We start from the raw sequence: 14,340 nt of genomic DNA, 5'->3' as shown, positions 1-14,340 counted from the left end.
CGGGTCGGACCCACCCGGCCTCCTACGTGTGGGGCGGACCTTAACGCGCAGGCCTCGCCGGGATCGGCTCGAAGGCGGCGCGTTACCCTGAAATTCGAGGAGCATCCGATGCTAGACGCCAATCTGAAATCCCAGCTCGAAGCCTACCTCAAGAACATCGTCCATCCCGTCGAACTGGTCGCCTCGCTGGGCGCGGGGCCCAAGTCGATCGAGCTGAAGACCCTGCTGGAGGAGATCGTCTCGGTCTCGCACGGCAAGGTCGAGATGGGCCGCGACTATGACGACGAACGCCAGCCCAGCTTCCTGATCCGGCGCAAGGGCACGGATATCGGCGTGCGGTTCGCAGGCATTCCGCTGGGCCACGAGTTCACCTCGCTGGTGCTGGCCCTGCTGCACGTCGGCGGCCATCCGTCCAAGGCGGCGCAGGAGGTGATCCAGCAGGTCAGGGACCTGGACGGCGACTATGTTTTCGAGACCTACTTCTCGCTGTCGTGCCAGAACTGCCCGGACGTGGTGCAGGCGCTGAACCTGATGAGCGTGATCAATCCGCGCATCAAACACGTCGCCATCGAGGGGGGCCTGTTCAAGGACGAGGTCGAGCAACGCAAGATCATGGCCGTGCCGACGGTCTTCCTGAACGGCGAGCTGTTCGGTCAGGGCCGGATGGAGCTGGAGCAGATCGTCGCCAAGCTGGATTCCGGCGCCGAAGTCCGCGCGGCTGAGCGTCTGAAGTCCAAGGATCCGTTCGAGGTTCTGGTGGTCGGCGGCGGCCCGGCCGGGGCGGCGGCCGCCATCTATACGGCGCGCAAGGGCATTCGCACGGGCGTCGTCGCCGAACGCTTCGGCGGCCAGGTGCTGGACACGATGGCGATCGAGAACTTCGTCTCGGTCCCTTACACCGAAGGGCCCAAGCTGGCGGCCCATCTGGAGCAACACGTCCGCGAGTATGAAGTGGACCTGATGAACCTGCAGAAGGCGGCCAAGCTGATCCCGGCCAAGGTTCCGGGCGGCCTGCACGAGGTGGTGCTGGAGAACGGCGCATCGCTGAAATCGCGCACCGTCATCCTGTCGACCGGCGCGCGCTGGCGCCAGATGAACGTGCCGGGCGAGGAGCAGTACAAGAACAAGGGCGTGGCCTATTGCCCGCACTGCGACGGGCCGCTGTTCAAGGGCAAGCGGGTGGCGGTGATCGGCGGCGGCAACTCCGGCGTCGAGGCGGCGATCGACCTGGCGGGCATCGTCGCCCATGTGACCCTGATCGAATACGACAGCGAACTGCGGGCCGATGCGGTGCTGCAGCGCAAGCTGGCGACCCTGCCGAACGTGCGGATCGTGACCTCGGCCATGACGACCCAGGTGCATGGCGACGGCGAGAAGGTGACGGGCCTGTCCTACAAGGACCGCAACTCCGACGCCCACCACGACATCGATCTGGAAGGCATCTTCGTGCAGATCGGTCTGGTCCCGAACACCGAATGGCTGCATGGCGCAGTGGGCGTGACGCCGCGCGGCGAGATCGAGGTGGATCACCGTGGCGAGACCTCGCAGCCGGGCATATTCGCGGCGGGCGACGCGACAACCGTGCCTTACAAGCAGATCGTCATCGCCATGGGCGAGGGGTCAAAGGCGGGTCTGTCGGCCTTCGACTACATGATCCGCACCGAGCCGGCGAAAGAGGCGGTGGTCGAACCGGCGTGATCGCCTAACGGTGAGGGCAGCCGGGCCAGCAGCAGGGGCGGCGCTTGCCGTCGGCCAAGCTCGCCCGGCCCCAATCCAGCCGTTTGCGCCGGGTGTCCGACTTCTTGGCGGACTCGATCCAGCATATCCATTCGTTGCGGGCCAGGGGCGTGATGTCGCGCCAGGTCGCCAAGGCTTCCGGCGCGGCGACCAAAGTCTCGCGCAGGTCGTCCGGCAAGTCGTGAACACGCCGCCCGGGATGTCGATCGCATTGGCCATGCCCATTTGTCGCGGCGGAAAGACGGAGCCGCAACCAGGGCTTCGCCTCTCCGTGCCAGACCGACGCCGACCTGACGCTAGCGGGCGTTCGGCATCCAGGCCGAATATCAGGCCGGTTTTTCTTCCAGACGCTTGTCCAGATAGGCGCCGACGCGGGTTTCGACCGCGCTCATGTGGTCTTGCCAGAAGTGGCTGGCGCCCTCTTCCAGTTCGTAGTCGATGATGATGCCCTTTTGGGTGCGCAGCTTGTTGACCACGCGCTCGACCTCGACCGGCGGGACGATGGTGTCGGCCGTGCCGTGCAGGAACAGGCCGGACGCCGGGCAGGGCGCCAGGAAGCTGAAGTCATACATGTTCGACGGCGGCGAGACCGAGATGAAGCCGTCCGTTTCGGGGCGACGCATCAGAAGCTGCATGCCGATGTAGGCGCCGAACTGATAGCCGGCGACCCAGGTCTGGCTGGCGCCCGGATTGTTGGCCTGGAGCCAGTCGAGGGCGGTGGCCGCGTCGGCCAGCTCGCCGATGCCCGAATCGAACTCGCCCTGCGACTTGCCGACGCCGCGCGAATTGTAGCGCAGGGTCGCAAAGCCGCGCTGCTGGAACAGTTGGTGCAGGGTGACCGCGACCGGGTTGTTCATATGTCCGCCCGCCTTGGGGTGCGGGTGCAGGATCAGCGCGATCGGGGCGTTCGGGCGCTTGCCCGGGGAATAGCGGCCTTCGATGCGACCGGAGGCGCCGGGCAGGATGACTTCAGGCATAGGGGCTCTGGAATCCGTTCAACTGTCATTTCGCGAGTGCGTAATACTTGACCGCAGAGGTGGGACTTTCTAAGTCCCTCCGCAAGCGCGCCGCCTTTGCGAAGGCGCGGGTTCTAGCACAAGAGCCCCGAAAAGCGCGCAATTTTTGAAGGTGCGAGATGCGTCTGTCGACCAAGGGACGATACGCCGTGATGGCGATGGCCGATCTGGCGAAGAACGGACGCGGCGAGAGCGGTGAAATCCGGGCGGTTTCGCTGGCCGAGATCGCCGCGCGCCAGGAGATTTCGCTGAGCTATCTGGAGCAACTGTTCGCCCGACTGAGGAAGAGCGAGCTGGTCAAGAGCGTGCGCGGACCGGGTGGCGGATACCGTCTGGCCAAGGCGGCGCACGAGACGGTGGTCGCCGAGATCGTGCTGGCGGTGGATGAGCCGATCCGGGCGACGCGGTGCGTGGCGCATGGCTCGCCCAAGGGCTGCATGCTGGCCGGCGAACGCTGCATCACTCACAATCTTTGGGAAGATCTGGGCGACGAGATCCATCGCTATCTGGCCGGCGTGTCGCTGGAGGATGTGGTGATGAACCGCACGGGCCAGCGTCGGCGCAATGTCGAGGCCTCGGCCGTCGGGGTCGCGGCATGACCGGCGTCTATCTGGACTATAACGCCTCGGGCCTGGTGCGGCCGGAGGTGCTGGAGATCATGGCCAGGACCCTGGCCGACAACGGCAATCCGTCGGCGGTCCATGCGGCGGGCCGGCGGGCGCGGGCGCGGGTCGAGACCGCACGGGCGCAGGTCGCGGATCTGGTGGGGGCCGATCCGACGGCGGTGGTGTTCAACTCGGGCGGCACCGAAGCCAATGCCCAAGGCATCGCCAGCGCCCTGGCGGCCGGATGCGAGCGATTGATCGTGTCGGCGACGGAACATCCGTGCGTTGCCGAGACGGCCGCGAATTCGGGCGTAGCCGTAGAGATTCTGCCGGTCGATGCGAACGGGGTGGTCGATCTGAGTTGGCTGGCTGAGGCGCTGCGCCGTCCGGGCCGGGCCGTGGTCGCCATCCATCATGCGAACAACGAAAGCGGCGTCATCCAGCCGATCGCCGAGGCGGCGGCGCTGGTACGAGCAGCGGGCGGCTGGCTGCACGTTGATGCGATCCAGTCGGCGGGCAAGATCGCGGTCGATATGCGCGCGCTGGACGCGGACACCCTGACCCTGTCGGCGCACAAGCTGGGCGGGGCGCAGGGCGTCGGCGCCCTGATCTTCAAGGAAGGCCTGTCGGGCGTGCGGATCCTGCATGGCGCGGGGCAGGAGCGGGGCCTGCGCGCCGGGACCGAGAACGTGCCGGGCATCGCCGGGTTCGGCGCCTCGGCTGACTGCGCCGCGCGGGATCTGGAGACGATGGCTTCGCACGTCGCCTGGCGCGATGCGGCGGAGGTGAAGGTCAAGGCCGCGGGCGCGACCATCATCGGCGGCGACGTGGCGCGTCTGCCCAACACCCTGTTCATGGCCGTCGAAGGTTGGGACAGTCCGCAGCAGCTGATCACCCTGGACTTGACGGGCGTCATGGTGTCGGCCGGCTCGGCCTGTTCGTCGGGCAAGGTGAAGCCGTCCAAGACCATCAGCGCCATGGGCCTGAACGCGCTGGCGACCGGGGGCGTGCGCGTCTCCGGCGGATGGGGCACGGTCGAGGGCGACTGGGCAAGGTTCGCCGACGCCTGGGTCGCCGCCTACAACAAGCACAAGACGCGCGCCGCCGAGCGCGTGAGAGAGGTCGCCTGATGGCCGCCGTCAAGGAAACCATCGACGCCGTCGCCGCGCTGGAGAAGTACGAGCACGGCTTTACGTCCGACATCGAGACGGAATATGCGCCCAAGGGACTGAGCGCCGAGATCGTGCGCTTTATTTCCGAAAAGAAGGGCGAGCCGGAATGGATGCTGGAATGGCGTCTGGCCGCCTATGAGCGCTGGCTGGCGATGGAGGAGCCGACCTGGGCGGCGGTCCGCTACGAGCCGGTCGATTATCAGGACCTGTTCTACTATGCGGCGCCCAAGGCGAAGGAGGGGCCCAAGTCGCTGGACGAGGTCGATCCCGAGATCCTGGAAATCTACAAGAAGCTGGGCATCCCGCTGAAGGAGCAGGAGGTGCTGGCCGGGGTGCAGGGCGCGCCCAAGGTCGCCGTGGACGCCGTGTTCGACAGCGTGTCGGTGGTGACGACCTTCAAGGAGGAACTGGCCAAGGTCGGCGTGATTTTCATGCCGATTTCCGAGGCCTTGCGCGAATATCCTGATCTGGTGCGGCAATATCTGGGATCGGTGGTGCCGGTCTCGGACAACTATTTCGCGGCCCTGAACAGCGCGGTCTTTTCGGACGGGTCGTTCGTCTACATCCCGCCGGGCGTGAAATGTCCGATGGAGCTGTCGACCTATTTCCGCATCAACGCTAGCCAGACGGGCCAGTTCGAGCGGACCCTGATCATCGCCGACAAGGGGGCTTACGTCTCCTACCTTGAGGGCTGCACCGCGCCGATGCGCGACGAGAACCAGCTGCATGCGGCCGTGGTCGAGATCGTGGCGCTGGACGACGCCGAGGTGAAATATTCGACGGTTCAGAACTGGTATCCGGGCGACGCCGAGGGCAAGGGCGGCATCTACAACTTCGTGACCAAGCGCGCCGACTGCCGGGGCGATCGGTCCAAGGTGTCGTGGACGCAGGTCGAGACCGGCTCGGCCGTGACCTGGAAATATCCGTCCTGCGTCCTGAAGGGCGAGGAATCGTCCGGCGAGTTCTATTCCATCGCCATCACCAACGGACATCAGCAGGCCGACACCGGCACCAAGATGATCCATCTGGGCAAGAATTCGAAGTCGCGGATCATCGCCAAGGCGGTGTCGGCGGGTCGGTCGGATTCGACCTATCGCGGTCTGGTCTCTGTGCATCCGAAGGCGACGGGGGTGCGCAACTTCACCCAGTGCGACAGCCTGTTGATCGGCAAGGACTGCGGCTCGCACACCATCCCATATATCGAGGCGCGCAACGGCTCGGCCCAGCTTGAGCACGAGGCGACGACGACGCGGTTGAGCGACGACCAGCTGTTCTACGCCCAGCAGCGCGGGCTGTCGCAGGAGGAGGCGGTGGCCTTGCTCGTCAACGGCTTCGTCCGCGACGTGATGCAGAAACTGCCGATGGAGTTCGCCGTCGAGGCGCAGAAGCTGGTCGCGATCAGCCTTGAGGGGAGCGTGGGGTGAACAAGGCCTTTGCAGCTGTCGCTTTTGCGACGCTTCTTGCTGGATGCACTCAGGCTCCTGCTTCGACTCAAGAGGGAGATGGGATGGTAGACATCTTCGATGGCAACCTGATCATGCTCAATGGTCAGCCCACATTAGGATCAAATATTTCCATTAATCTTGTCGCGACCGGAGACGACAAGAACGTGGCTAATCACTATTTCCTTAGTGGCGGTTGCCGGGATCATGGCTTCCTCGACAAGGCGGATGGCCGCTTCTGGAGCGGTAGCACACCGGAAAAAAACGGTGAGATGGCCGATGCAACCAGAGCAAAAGATCGATCGACATATTGCTTGGCCGAAGATGTTACGCGCTACCAGCAGATCATTGCGATGATGGAGGAAGGACCAACACTCGAGTTTGGGCCGGATCGCATTTCAGCAAAGTTTACGACGCCGTCGAATAAGACGATCGAGTTCTACTACCGCCCCTCAATGATGATTGATTGACGATGCTTTCCATCAACAACCTCCACGTCGCTGTCGGCGAAAAGCCGATTCTCAAGGGTCTGACGCTCGACGTTCCCGCCGGCGAAGTGCACGCCATCATGGGGCCGAACGGGGCCGGCAAGTCGACGCTGGGCTACGCCTTGTCGGGACGGCCGGGCTATGAGGCGACGGAAGGGTCTGTCGCATGGGCGGGCGAGGACCTGCTGGCGCTGGACCCGGCCGAGCGGGCGGCCAAGGGCGTCTTCCTGTCGTTCCAGTATCCGATCGAGATCCCCGGCGTGCCGGCCCTGACCTTCGTGCGGACGGCGCTGAACGCGCAAAAGCGCGCGCGGGGCGAGGAGGAGGTGGCGGCGCCCGCTTTCCTGAAGCTGGTTCGCGAGGCGTCCAAGGCGCTGAAGATGGATTTCGACATGCTGAAGCGGCCGCTGAACGTCGGCTTCTCCGGCGGTGAGAAGAAGCGGATGGAAATCCTGCAAATGGCCCTGCTGGAGCCGTCGCTGCTGATCCTGGACGAGACCGATTCCGGCCTGGACATCGACGCCCTGCGCATCGTGTCGGAGGGCGTGAACGCCCTGCGGCGTCCCGACCGCGCCATGTTGGTCATCACCCACTATCAGCGCCTGCTCGACTACATCAAACCGGACCGGGTGCATGTGCTGGCCGGCGGTCGGATCGTGGCCTCGGGCGGGCCGGAACTGGCGCTGAAGCTGGAGGCGGAAGGGTACGATAAGTATCTGCCGCAAGCCGCGTGATGATGATCCTCCCCAGCAAGCGAAGCGCCGCGGGGGAGGGGGACCGCGTAGCGGTGGAGGGGGCGACCCCACACACCAGCCTTTGGTCCGCCCCCTCCACCATCCTTCGGATGGTCCCCCTCCCCCGTGAACGGGGGAGGATCAAGTGAGCAAAGCTTTTAGCATCGACCTGACCGACGCCGAGACCTATCCGTCAAGGCGCATTGAGGCGTGGAAATACAGCGACCTGAAGCGCTATCTTCGCGCCGCGCCGGAGCCGTCCGGCACGGCCGAGGTCGGCGCGCCGGGACCGTTCTCTAATCTGGGCGGAGAGGCGATCGTCTTCGCCAACGGGCGCGCCGTGGGCGTGACCGACTTCATCGCCTCGGGCGAACGGACGCTGCGGCTGCGCTATGTGTCGGACGCCGTCGGCACGGGCCACACGGCCAGCGCGCGGGTGTCGGCGCGCGCCGGCGCCAAGCTGCTGCTGCTGGAAACGCACGAGGGCGCGGGCTCGGCCTATGTCGCGCACAATACGCTGGAACTGGACGTGGCGGCCGGCGCCGAGGTGACGCGCGTCGTCCTGGTCGAGGAGCCGGAGGACGCCATCTCCATCGCCGAGGCCCATGTGAAGGTCGAGGCGGGCGGCATCTATCGCCAGACCATCGTCACGACCGGCGCCAAGCTGCAGCGGATCGAGACGCGCATCACCCACTATGCCCAGGGCGCGCAGGTTCAGGCCGACGGCCTGTATCTGCTGAACGGATCGCGTCATGCGGACCTGACCAGCGTGGTGCGTCATGTCGAACACGACGGCGCGACCTCGCAACTGATCAAGGGCGTGGCTCGCGATACGGCGCGCGGCGTCTTCCAGGGCAAGATCGTGGTCGAGCGCGGGGCGGACGGCACCGATGCGCGGATGGGCCATCACGCCCTGATCGCCAGCGAGCGGGCCGAGATCGACGCCAAGCCGGAACTGATCATCTATGCCGACGACGTGCAGTGCGCGCACGGCAACACGGTGGGGACGCTGGACGAGAGCGCCCTGTTCTACATGCAGCAGCGCGGCATTCCGGCCGACGAGGCCCGCGCCCTGCTGACCCAGGCTTTCCTGATCGAGGTCATCGACCGGATCGAGCATGAGGGCGCGAGAGAGGTGGCGCGGGAATGGCTGACGGCGCGGTTGTGAACAGCTTCGATCCTTATGCCGTGCGGGCGCAGTTCCCGATCCTGTCGCGACAGGTGAACGGCAAGCCGCTAGTCTATCTGGACAACGCGGCCTCGGCGCAGAAGCCGCGCGCGGTGATCGACGCCCTGGTGGCGACGATGGAGGGCGGCTACGCCAACGTCCACCGGGGCCTGCACACCCTGTCGAACGAGGCGACCGAGGCCTTCGAAAAGGCGCGCGAGATCGTCGCCCGCTTCCTGAACGCCGAGAGCGCCGAACAGGTGGTCTGGACCAAGGGCGGCACCGAGGCGATCAATCTGGTGGCCAATGGGCTGGGCCTGTCGATACAGCCGGGCGACGAGATCATCGTCTCGGAGATGGAGCATCACTCCAACATCGTGCCCTGGCATCTGCTACGCGAACGGCGCGGGGCGGTGATCAAGTGGATCCCGGTCAAGGACGACGGGGCGCTGGACATGGCGGCCTATGCCGCCCTGCTGGGGCCCAGGACGCGGATGGTCGCGGTCACCCACATGTCCAACGTGCTGGGAACCATCAATCCGGTCGCCGAGATCAGCCGCCTGGCCCATGCGGCCGGGGCTCAGGTGCTGATCGACGGGTGCCAGGGGGCGGTTCATGCGACGCCGGACGTTCAGGCGATCGGCTGCGATTTCTATGTCCTGACCGGGCACAAGCTGTTTGCGCCCACCGGCATCGGCGCCCTGTACGGCAAGGCCGAGGCGCTTGAGGCGCTGCCGCGCTATCAGGGCGGGGGCGAGATGATCGAGACGGTCGAGCAGGACCGCGTGACCTATGCCCGGCCACCTCACCGGTTCGAGGCGGGGACGCCCCCGATCCTGGAGGCCATCGGCCTGGGCGCGGCTTTGGAATGGCTGGCGAAATACGACCGGGCGGCCGTGCAGGCGCATGAGCACGCCCTTTATCAGCACGCAGTCGATCGACTTCAGGGTCAGAACTGGCTGCGGATTCTGGGACAGGCCGAAGGCAAGGGCGCGATCCTGACCTTCGCCGTCGAGGGCGCGCACGCCCATGACGTCGCCCAGATCATGGACCGATATGGGGTCGCGGTGCGGGCAGGTCTGCATTGCGCCGAGCCGCTGGCGAAAAGAATGGGGGTGACGTCAAGCACCCGCGCCTCCTTCGCCCTATATAACACCGTGGAGGATGCCGACGCCTTCGTGGATGCGCTGATCAAGGCGCGGAACTTCTTCGTGTAAGCCGATGACAGATCAACCGATTCAAGACAGCGACGCCTTCAAGGACGCCTGGGACGAGCCCCAGAAGAGCGCCCTGTCGCAGGCCGAGCTGGACACCCTGACCGATCAGCTGATCGAGGCGCTGAAGTCGGTCTATGACCCGGAAATCCCGGTCGACATCTATGAGCTCGGCCTGATCTACCGCGTGGACGTCAACGACGATCGCGACGTGGTGGTGGACATGACGCTGACGGCGCCGGGCTGTCCGGTCGCCGGCGAAATGCCGGGCTGGGTGGAGACGGCGGTGGAGAAGGTCGAGGGCGTGCGCAGCGCCAAGGCCAATCTGGTGTTCGATCCGCCGTGGGACGCCTCCAAGATGAGCGACGAGGCCAAGCTGGCCCTGAACATGTTCTGATGGATATGTTCTGATGAGCGAGCTTCAAGCCACATCCCGTCCGCGCCGCCCGCGCCCCAAGGCCGTCACACTGACGGACGCGGCCGCCGAACGGGTGCGTGAGATTCTGGACAATGCCGAGAACGATCACATCGGCCTGAGGATCGGCGTCAAGAACGGCGGCTGTGCAGGGCAGGAATACACCTTCGCCTATGCCGACGAGATCGGGCCGCTGGACGAGGTGGTCGAGGACAAGGGCGTCACCATCCTGATCGAGCCCCGGGCCGTGCTGTTCCTGATCGGCACCGAGATCGACTATGAGACGACACGGCTGGCGTCCAAGTTCGTGTTCAACAATCCAAACCAGACCGACGCCTGCGGCTGCGGCGAGAGCGTGACCATCGTGCCGGTCGCCGCCGACTGAAATGGCATACGATGCGGACTTCGGCGAATGGGTCCGCGAGCATTTCCACGCGCTCGGCCGGCTGGAGATCAAGCGCATGTTCGGCGGGGCGGGGGTCTATGCCGCCGGCGTCATTTTCGCCCTGCTGGACGACGGCGTGGTCTGGCTGAAGGGCGACGAGGCGCTGGGCGAGGCCTTCGTCGAGGCCGGCTCGCGTCAATTCACCTATCCAACCAAGGACGGCCGCACGATGAGCATGGGCTACTGGACCCTGCCCGAAGCGGCCTTGGACGATCCCGACGAAGCCGTCGCCTGGGCGCGGCGGTCGCTGGATGTGGCGGTGAAGAAGGCGTCGGGAAAGAAGCGCTAGCCCGCATCAGGTCGAACCATCCGAACCGAGTGCCCTGGATGCGCCTCGGCCTCCGCTCTGGCGCATCGGACGGCGCTTTTGGCGTCGGTGAAGACGCCTTCGAACAGGCCGTCGCTTGAGGTGATGCGCCAGCGATCGCCGACGGGCTGGATCGTCAGGATTTCGACGGCGGTTGGTGAGGCTAAGGGCGTTATCATTGTGTGAGGCGATGTTGGTCGCGGTTCAGGCGGTCGGCCTCGGCCTGAAGTCGGGCGGCGAGGCGTTCGGCCGAGATGCGATCGGGCAGGGGGCGGGTGCAGGCGTTGTTGACCGCCACGGCCCAACCGCTGGCGCGAGGCACGACCCGATAGCGTCGGGGAGGGGCGGCGCGCGTCACGCCGCCCTCGACTTGGCCCTGCATCATCGCGCGCGGCCCTTACGGATCGGGGCTCCGAACAGGGCGCCGATGAAGGTCATCGCCATCTGAAGGGTTGTCGGCGCCGGGACGGGACGTTTCAGGGTCTCGGCCAGTAGGTGGGAACGGCTCATGGTCATCTCCTTGGAGCCGCAGAAGACGCCCGATCCCCGTAAAGCGGCCATGTCGAAAGCGCCGCCGGGCGTAATGCGGACCTAAAGCGGCGCGACCGGAAGGCCTTGTTGGCCACGCAGATGTGGGCCGTTCCGCGGTCACGCTTGAACCGCGGGTCTTTCAAACCACATACTCATCCGAACGCCGTCGGAATCGACGGGCCGCCATGCGCCGGTCGGGCCTCTTGCCCGGCGGACCCTGGCGGCGGGCCGGAGATGATCAATGGCCCAGGAGTACGCATCATGACTGAACCAAAAATCCTGCCCGTCCTGCCGCTGAGAGACATCGTCGTCTTCCCGCACATGGTCGTGCCGCTCTTCGTCGGACGCGAGAAGTCGGTGAAGGCGCTGGACGAGATCATGAAGGGCGAAAAGCAGATCCTGCTGGCGACCCAGAAGAACAGCGTCGACGACGATCCGTCGCCGGACGCCATCTATCCCATCGGCGTGCTGGCCTCGGTGCTGCAACTGCTGAAACTGCCCGACGGTACGGTCAAGGTGCTGGTCGAGGGCAAGGGCCGCGCGCGCCTGACCCGCTTCACCGATCGCGAGGAATATTTCGAGGCTGAGGCCGTTGAGATCGAAGACGAAGCCGGCGACGCCTCGCAGGCCGAGGCCATGCTGCGCGCCGTCGTCGAGCAGTTCGAAAACTATGTGAAGCTGAACAAGAAGGTCCCGCCCGAGGCGCTCAGCTCCATCCCCCAGATCACCGACGCCTCCAAGCTGGCGGACTCGGTCGCGGCCCATCTGTCGGTCAAGATCGCCGATAAGCAGGGCCTGCTGGAAACCTTCGACGTGCCCAAGCGGCTGGAGAAGGTCTATGGGCTGATGGAGGGCGAGATTTCGGTCCTTCAGGTCGAGAAGAAGATCCGCTCGCGCGTGAAGCGCCAGATGGAGAAGACCCAGCGCGAATATTATCTGAACGAGCAGATGAAGGCGATCCAGCGCGAGCTCGGCGAGACCGACGACGCGCGCGACGAGATCATGGATCTGGAGAAGCGCATCCGCAAGACGCGCCTGTCCAAGGAGGCCCGCACCAAGGCCGAGGCTGAGGTCAAGAAGCTGCGCAACATGAGCCCGATGTCGGCGGAATCGACCGTCGTGCGTAACTATCTCGACTGGCTGCTGTCGGTGCCGTGGGGCAAGGCCAAGCAGAAGCCGATCGACCTGGCCAAGGCCGAGGACATCCTTGAAGAGGATCACTTCGGCCTGGAGAAGGTCAAGGAACGGATCATCGAGTATCTGGCGGTCCAGGCCCGCACCGGCAGCCTGAAGGGTCCGATCCTGTGCCTGGTCGGCCCTCCCGGCGTCGGCAAGACCTCGCTGGCCAAGTCCATCGCCAAGGCGACGGGGCGTGAGTACGTCCGCATGTCGCTGGGCGGCGTGCGCGACGAGAGCGAGATCCGCGGCCACCGCCGGACCTATATCGGCTCCATGCCCGGCAAGATCATCCAGTCGATGAAGAAGGCCAAGACCACCAACGCCTTTGTCCTGCTGGACGAGATCGACAAGCTGGGGTCGGACTGGCGCGGCGATCCGTCGTCGGCCCTGCTTGAGGTGCTGGACCCGGCGCAGAACTCGACCTTCGGCGACCACTATCTGGAGGTGGACTACGACCTGTCCCAGGTGATGTTCGTGACGACCGCGAACAGCCTGAACATGCCACAGCCGCTGATGGACCGGATGGAGATCATCCGGGTCTCTGGCTACACCGAGGACGAGAAGGTCGAGATCGCCAAGCGCCACGTCCTGCCCAAGCAGTTGGCGGACCACGGTCTGAAGGACGGCGAACTGATCGTGCCGGAAGACACGATCCGCGACCTGATCCGCTATTACACCCGCGAGGCCGGCGTGCGTTCGCTGGAGCGCGCGCTGGGCGGTCTGGCGCGCAAGGCGGTGCGCGAGATGGCCAAGACGGGTGCCAAGTCGATCACGGTCGATGAGTCCAAGCTGGCTGACTATGCGGGCGTCAAGAAGTTCCGCTACGGCGAGACGGACGAGGAAGATCAGGTCGGCATCGTCACCGGTTTGGCCTGGACTGAGTTCGGCGGCGACATCCTGACCATCGAGGCGATCAAGATGCCGGGCCGCGGGCGCATGACCGTGACCGGCAATCTGAAGGACGTGATGAAGGAGTCGATCTCGGCTGCGGCGTCCTATGTGCGGTCGCGGGCCCTGGCCTTCGGCGTCAAGCCGCCGGTGTTCGAGAAGACCGACATCCACGTCCACGTGCCGGATGGCGCCACGCCCAAGGACGGCCCGTCCGCCGGCGTGGCCATGACGGTGGCGATGGTTTCTGTCCTGACCGGCATCCCGATCCGTAAGGATATCGCCATGACCGGCGAGATCACGCTGCGCGGCCGGGTAACCGCAATCGGCGGCCTGAAGGAGAAGCTGCTTGCGGCCCTGCGCTCCGGCGTCAAGACGGTGCTGATCCCGCAGGAGAACGAGAAGGATCTCGCTGATGTGCCGGACAATGTGAAGTCGGCGCTGGAGATCGTGCCGATCTCCACGGCGGACGAGGCGCTGAAGTGGGCCCTGGTCGGCACCCTGACGCCGGTCGAGTGGGATGAGGCGGCGGAACCGCTGCCGGCTCCGATCGCGGGTCCGGAAGGACCGGCGGCGGCCGTCAGCCACTAACGCCGAGTTGAACAACGAGCGCCGCCGGTGACCCCACCGGCGGCCTTTTCGTTTTTGACGCAACCGTCGATCTGCCCTCTAGTGATTCGGCTGGGAGACAACGATGACCAAGGCAGAACTGATCGGCCGCATGGCTGCGGCGGCGAATATCAGCCGAGACCAGGCGAAAGCGGCGCTGGAGGCCTTTACGGACGGCGTGACCGAGTCGTTGACGCGGGGCGCGGACGTGAAGCTGATCGGTTTCGGCAGTTTCGTCGCCGTGGACCGCAAGGCCGGCGTGGCGCGCAATCCCCAGACCGGCGCGGCCGTCGCCCGCCCGGCCTCGCGCACCGCGCGCTTTCGCCCGGGCGAAGGTTTGAAAAGCGCCTTGAACGGTTGAGGCGCGACGGGCATAAGCCCGTCTCTGCC

17 protein-coding genes are annotated in these 14,340 nt (G+C 65.6%); 13 read left to right on the top strand and 4 right to left on the bottom strand.

Annotated features, from left to right (window positions below; translation table 11 throughout):
• Nucleotides 1-108: 108 nt before the first annotated feature.
• Nucleotides 109-1,698 carry an alkyl hydroperoxide reductase subunit F gene (gene ahpF / locus O2K97_RS10370; protein ID WP_269219199.1) on the top strand — a complete coding sequence of 530 codons (1,590 nt, stop codon included), beginning with the start codon at nucleotides 109-111 and terminating at the stop codon, nucleotides 1,696-1,698.
• A 4-nt stretch (nucleotides 1,699-1,702) separates the two neighbouring features.
• Here ahpF and O2K97_RS10365 read toward each other — a convergent pair whose 3' ends face one another.
• A complete protein-coding gene (locus O2K97_RS10365) occupies nucleotides 1,703-1,915 on the bottom strand; it encodes a YdeI/OmpD-associated family protein (protein WP_269219198.1) in 213 nt (70 codons plus the stop codon).
• 148 nt (nucleotides 1,916-2,063) lie between these two features.
• On the bottom strand, nucleotides 2,064-2,714 hold the full coding sequence (locus O2K97_RS10360) for an alpha/beta hydrolase (RefSeq protein ID WP_017504016.1): 651 nt from the start codon (nucleotides 2,712-2,714) through the stop codon (nucleotides 2,064-2,066).
• 158 nt (nucleotides 2,715-2,872) lie between these two features.
• Between O2K97_RS10360 and O2K97_RS10355 the strand changes: the two genes are divergently transcribed.
• The 10 genes from O2K97_RS10355 (at nucleotide 2,873) to O2K97_RS10310 (ending at nucleotide 10,725) form a co-directional block, all read left to right on the top strand.
• Nucleotides 2,873-3,352, top strand: coding sequence for an Rrf2 family transcriptional regulator (locus O2K97_RS10355; protein ID WP_017504015.1), 480 nt, complete (start codon nucleotides 2,873-2,875; stop codon nucleotides 3,350-3,352).
• A complete protein-coding gene (locus O2K97_RS10350; protein ID WP_269219197.1) occupies nucleotides 3,349-4,488 on the top strand; it encodes a cysteine desulfurase family protein in 1,140 nt (379 codons plus the stop codon). The genes O2K97_RS10355 and O2K97_RS10350 overlap by 4 nt, the downstream gene beginning before the upstream one ends.
• Nucleotides 4,488-5,954, top strand: a complete 1,467-nt coding sequence (sufB, locus tag O2K97_RS10345; RefSeq protein ID WP_269219196.1) for a Fe-S cluster assembly protein SufB — start codon at nucleotides 4,488-4,490, stop codon at nucleotides 5,952-5,954. The genes O2K97_RS10350 and sufB overlap by 1 nt, the downstream gene beginning before the upstream one ends.
• Entirely contained in the window at nucleotides 5,951-6,442 is a 492-nt protein-coding gene (locus tag O2K97_RS10340) for a hypothetical protein (protein ID WP_269219195.1), read from the top strand. Before sufB ends, O2K97_RS10340 begins: the two co-directional genes overlap by 4 nt.
• A 2-nt stretch (nucleotides 6,443-6,444) precedes the next feature.
• The gene (gene sufC / locus O2K97_RS10335) at nucleotides 6,445-7,194 is read left to right on the top strand and encodes a Fe-S cluster assembly ATPase SufC (RefSeq protein WP_269221128.1); all 750 of its coding nucleotides are present in this window, start codon (nucleotides 6,445-6,447) and stop codon (nucleotides 7,192-7,194) included.
• A gap of 145 nt (nucleotides 7,195-7,339) precedes the next feature.
• Complete coding sequence (gene sufD / locus O2K97_RS10330; protein WP_269219194.1) at nucleotides 7,340-8,362, top strand: Fe-S cluster assembly protein SufD; 1,023 nt, start codon at nucleotides 7,340-7,342, stop codon at nucleotides 8,360-8,362.
• Complete coding sequence (locus O2K97_RS10325; protein WP_269219193.1) at nucleotides 8,341-9,579, top strand: aminotransferase class V-fold PLP-dependent enzyme; 1,239 nt, start codon at nucleotides 8,341-8,343, stop codon at nucleotides 9,577-9,579. Before sufD ends, O2K97_RS10325 begins: the two co-directional genes overlap by 22 nt.
• A gap of 4 nt (nucleotides 9,580-9,583) precedes the next feature.
• Nucleotides 9,584-9,973, top strand: coding sequence for an SUF system Fe-S cluster assembly protein (locus O2K97_RS10320; protein WP_017504008.1), 390 nt, complete (start codon nucleotides 9,584-9,586; stop codon nucleotides 9,971-9,973).
• A gap of 13 nt (nucleotides 9,974-9,986) precedes the next feature.
• A complete protein-coding gene (locus O2K97_RS10315) occupies nucleotides 9,987-10,376 on the top strand; it encodes a HesB/IscA family protein (protein WP_112862111.1) in 390 nt (129 codons plus the stop codon).
• 1 nt (nucleotide 10,377) lies between these two features.
• Complete coding sequence (locus O2K97_RS10310) at nucleotides 10,378-10,725, top strand: TfoX/Sxy family protein (protein ID WP_269219192.1); 348 nt, start codon at nucleotides 10,378-10,380, stop codon at nucleotides 10,723-10,725.
• 193 nt (nucleotides 10,726-10,918) lie between these two features.
• Here the strand turns inward: O2K97_RS10310 and O2K97_RS10305 are convergent, their stop codons facing one another.
• Nucleotides 10,919-11,128, bottom strand: a complete 210-nt coding sequence (locus O2K97_RS10305; RefSeq protein WP_269219191.1) for a hypothetical protein — start codon at nucleotides 11,126-11,128, stop codon at nucleotides 10,919-10,921.
• Nucleotides 11,125-11,253: a hypothetical protein gene (locus tag O2K97_RS10300; RefSeq protein WP_255520708.1), complete on the bottom strand. Its 129-nt coding sequence runs from the start codon at nucleotides 11,251-11,253 to the stop codon at nucleotides 11,125-11,127. Before O2K97_RS10300 ends, O2K97_RS10305 begins: the two co-directional genes overlap by 4 nt.
• 282 nt (nucleotides 11,254-11,535) lie before the next feature.
• On the opposite strand from O2K97_RS10300, the gene lon reads away from it, so the two are divergent.
• Together lon and O2K97_RS10290 are read left to right on the top strand one after the other, a co-directional pair.
• Nucleotides 11,536-13,932, top strand: a complete 2,397-nt coding sequence (gene lon / locus O2K97_RS10295; RefSeq protein ID WP_269219190.1) for an endopeptidase La — start codon at nucleotides 11,536-11,538, stop codon at nucleotides 13,930-13,932.
• 103 nt (nucleotides 13,933-14,035) lie between these two features.
• Nucleotides 14,036-14,311 carry an HU family DNA-binding protein gene (locus tag O2K97_RS10290; RefSeq protein ID WP_269219189.1) on the top strand — a complete coding sequence of 92 codons (276 nt, stop codon included), beginning with the start codon at nucleotides 14,036-14,038 and terminating at the stop codon, nucleotides 14,309-14,311.
• Nucleotides 14,312-14,340: the final 29 nt, after the last annotated feature.

Source organism: Brevundimonas vesicularis (assembly GCF_027105095.1).
GTDB lineage: Bacteria > Pseudomonadota > Alphaproteobacteria > Caulobacterales > Caulobacteraceae > Brevundimonas > Brevundimonas vesicularis_E.
The sequence above is the reverse complement of the archived record's forward strand: the minus strand, read 5'-3'. Positions and strand labels throughout refer to the sequence as shown.

Excerpts from the sequence above, each read along its gene's own strand:
- ahpF (WP_269219199.1), top strand. The coding sequence starts at position 109 with ATGCTAGACGCCAATCTGAAATCCCAGCTCGAAGCCTACCTCAAGAAC.
- O2K97_RS10360 (WP_017504016.1), bottom strand. The coding sequence starts at position 2,714 with ATGCCTGAAGTCATCCTGCCCGGCGCCTCCGGTCGCATCGAAGGCCGC.
- O2K97_RS10355 (WP_017504015.1), top strand. The coding sequence starts at position 2,873 with ATGCGTCTGTCGACCAAGGGACGATACGCCGTGATGGCGATGGCCGAT.
- O2K97_RS10350 (WP_269219197.1), top strand. The coding sequence starts at position 3,349 with ATGACCGGCGTCTATCTGGACTATAACGCCTCGGGCCTGGTGCGGCCG.
- sufB (WP_269219196.1), top strand. The coding sequence starts at position 4,488 with ATGGCCGCCGTCAAGGAAACCATCGACGCCGTCGCCGCGCTGGAGAAG.
- sufC (WP_269221128.1), top strand. The coding sequence starts at position 6,445 with ATGCTTTCCATCAACAACCTCCACGTCGCTGTCGGCGAAAAGCCGATT.
- O2K97_RS10325 (WP_269219193.1), top strand. The coding sequence starts at position 8,341 with ATGGCTGACGGCGCGGTTGTGAACAGCTTCGATCCTTATGCCGTGCGG.
- O2K97_RS10320 (WP_017504008.1), top strand. The coding sequence starts at position 9,584 with ATGACAGATCAACCGATTCAAGACAGCGACGCCTTCAAGGACGCCTGG.
- O2K97_RS10315 (WP_112862111.1), top strand. The coding sequence starts at position 9,987 with ATGAGCGAGCTTCAAGCCACATCCCGTCCGCGCCGCCCGCGCCCCAAG.
- O2K97_RS10310 (WP_269219192.1), top strand. The coding sequence starts at position 10,378 with ATGGCATACGATGCGGACTTCGGCGAATGGGTCCGCGAGCATTTCCAC.
- O2K97_RS10305 (WP_269219191.1), bottom strand. The coding sequence starts at position 11,128 with ATGATGCAGGGCCAAGTCGAGGGCGGCGTGACGCGCGCCGCCCCTCCC.
- O2K97_RS10300 (WP_255520708.1), bottom strand. The coding sequence starts at position 11,253 with ATGAGCCGTTCCCACCTACTGGCCGAGACCCTGAAACGTCCCGTCCCG.
- lon (WP_269219190.1), top strand. The coding sequence starts at position 11,536 with ATGACTGAACCAAAAATCCTGCCCGTCCTGCCGCTGAGAGACATCGTC.
- O2K97_RS10290 (WP_269219189.1), top strand. The coding sequence starts at position 14,036 with ATGACCAAGGCAGAACTGATCGGCCGCATGGCTGCGGCGGCGAATATC.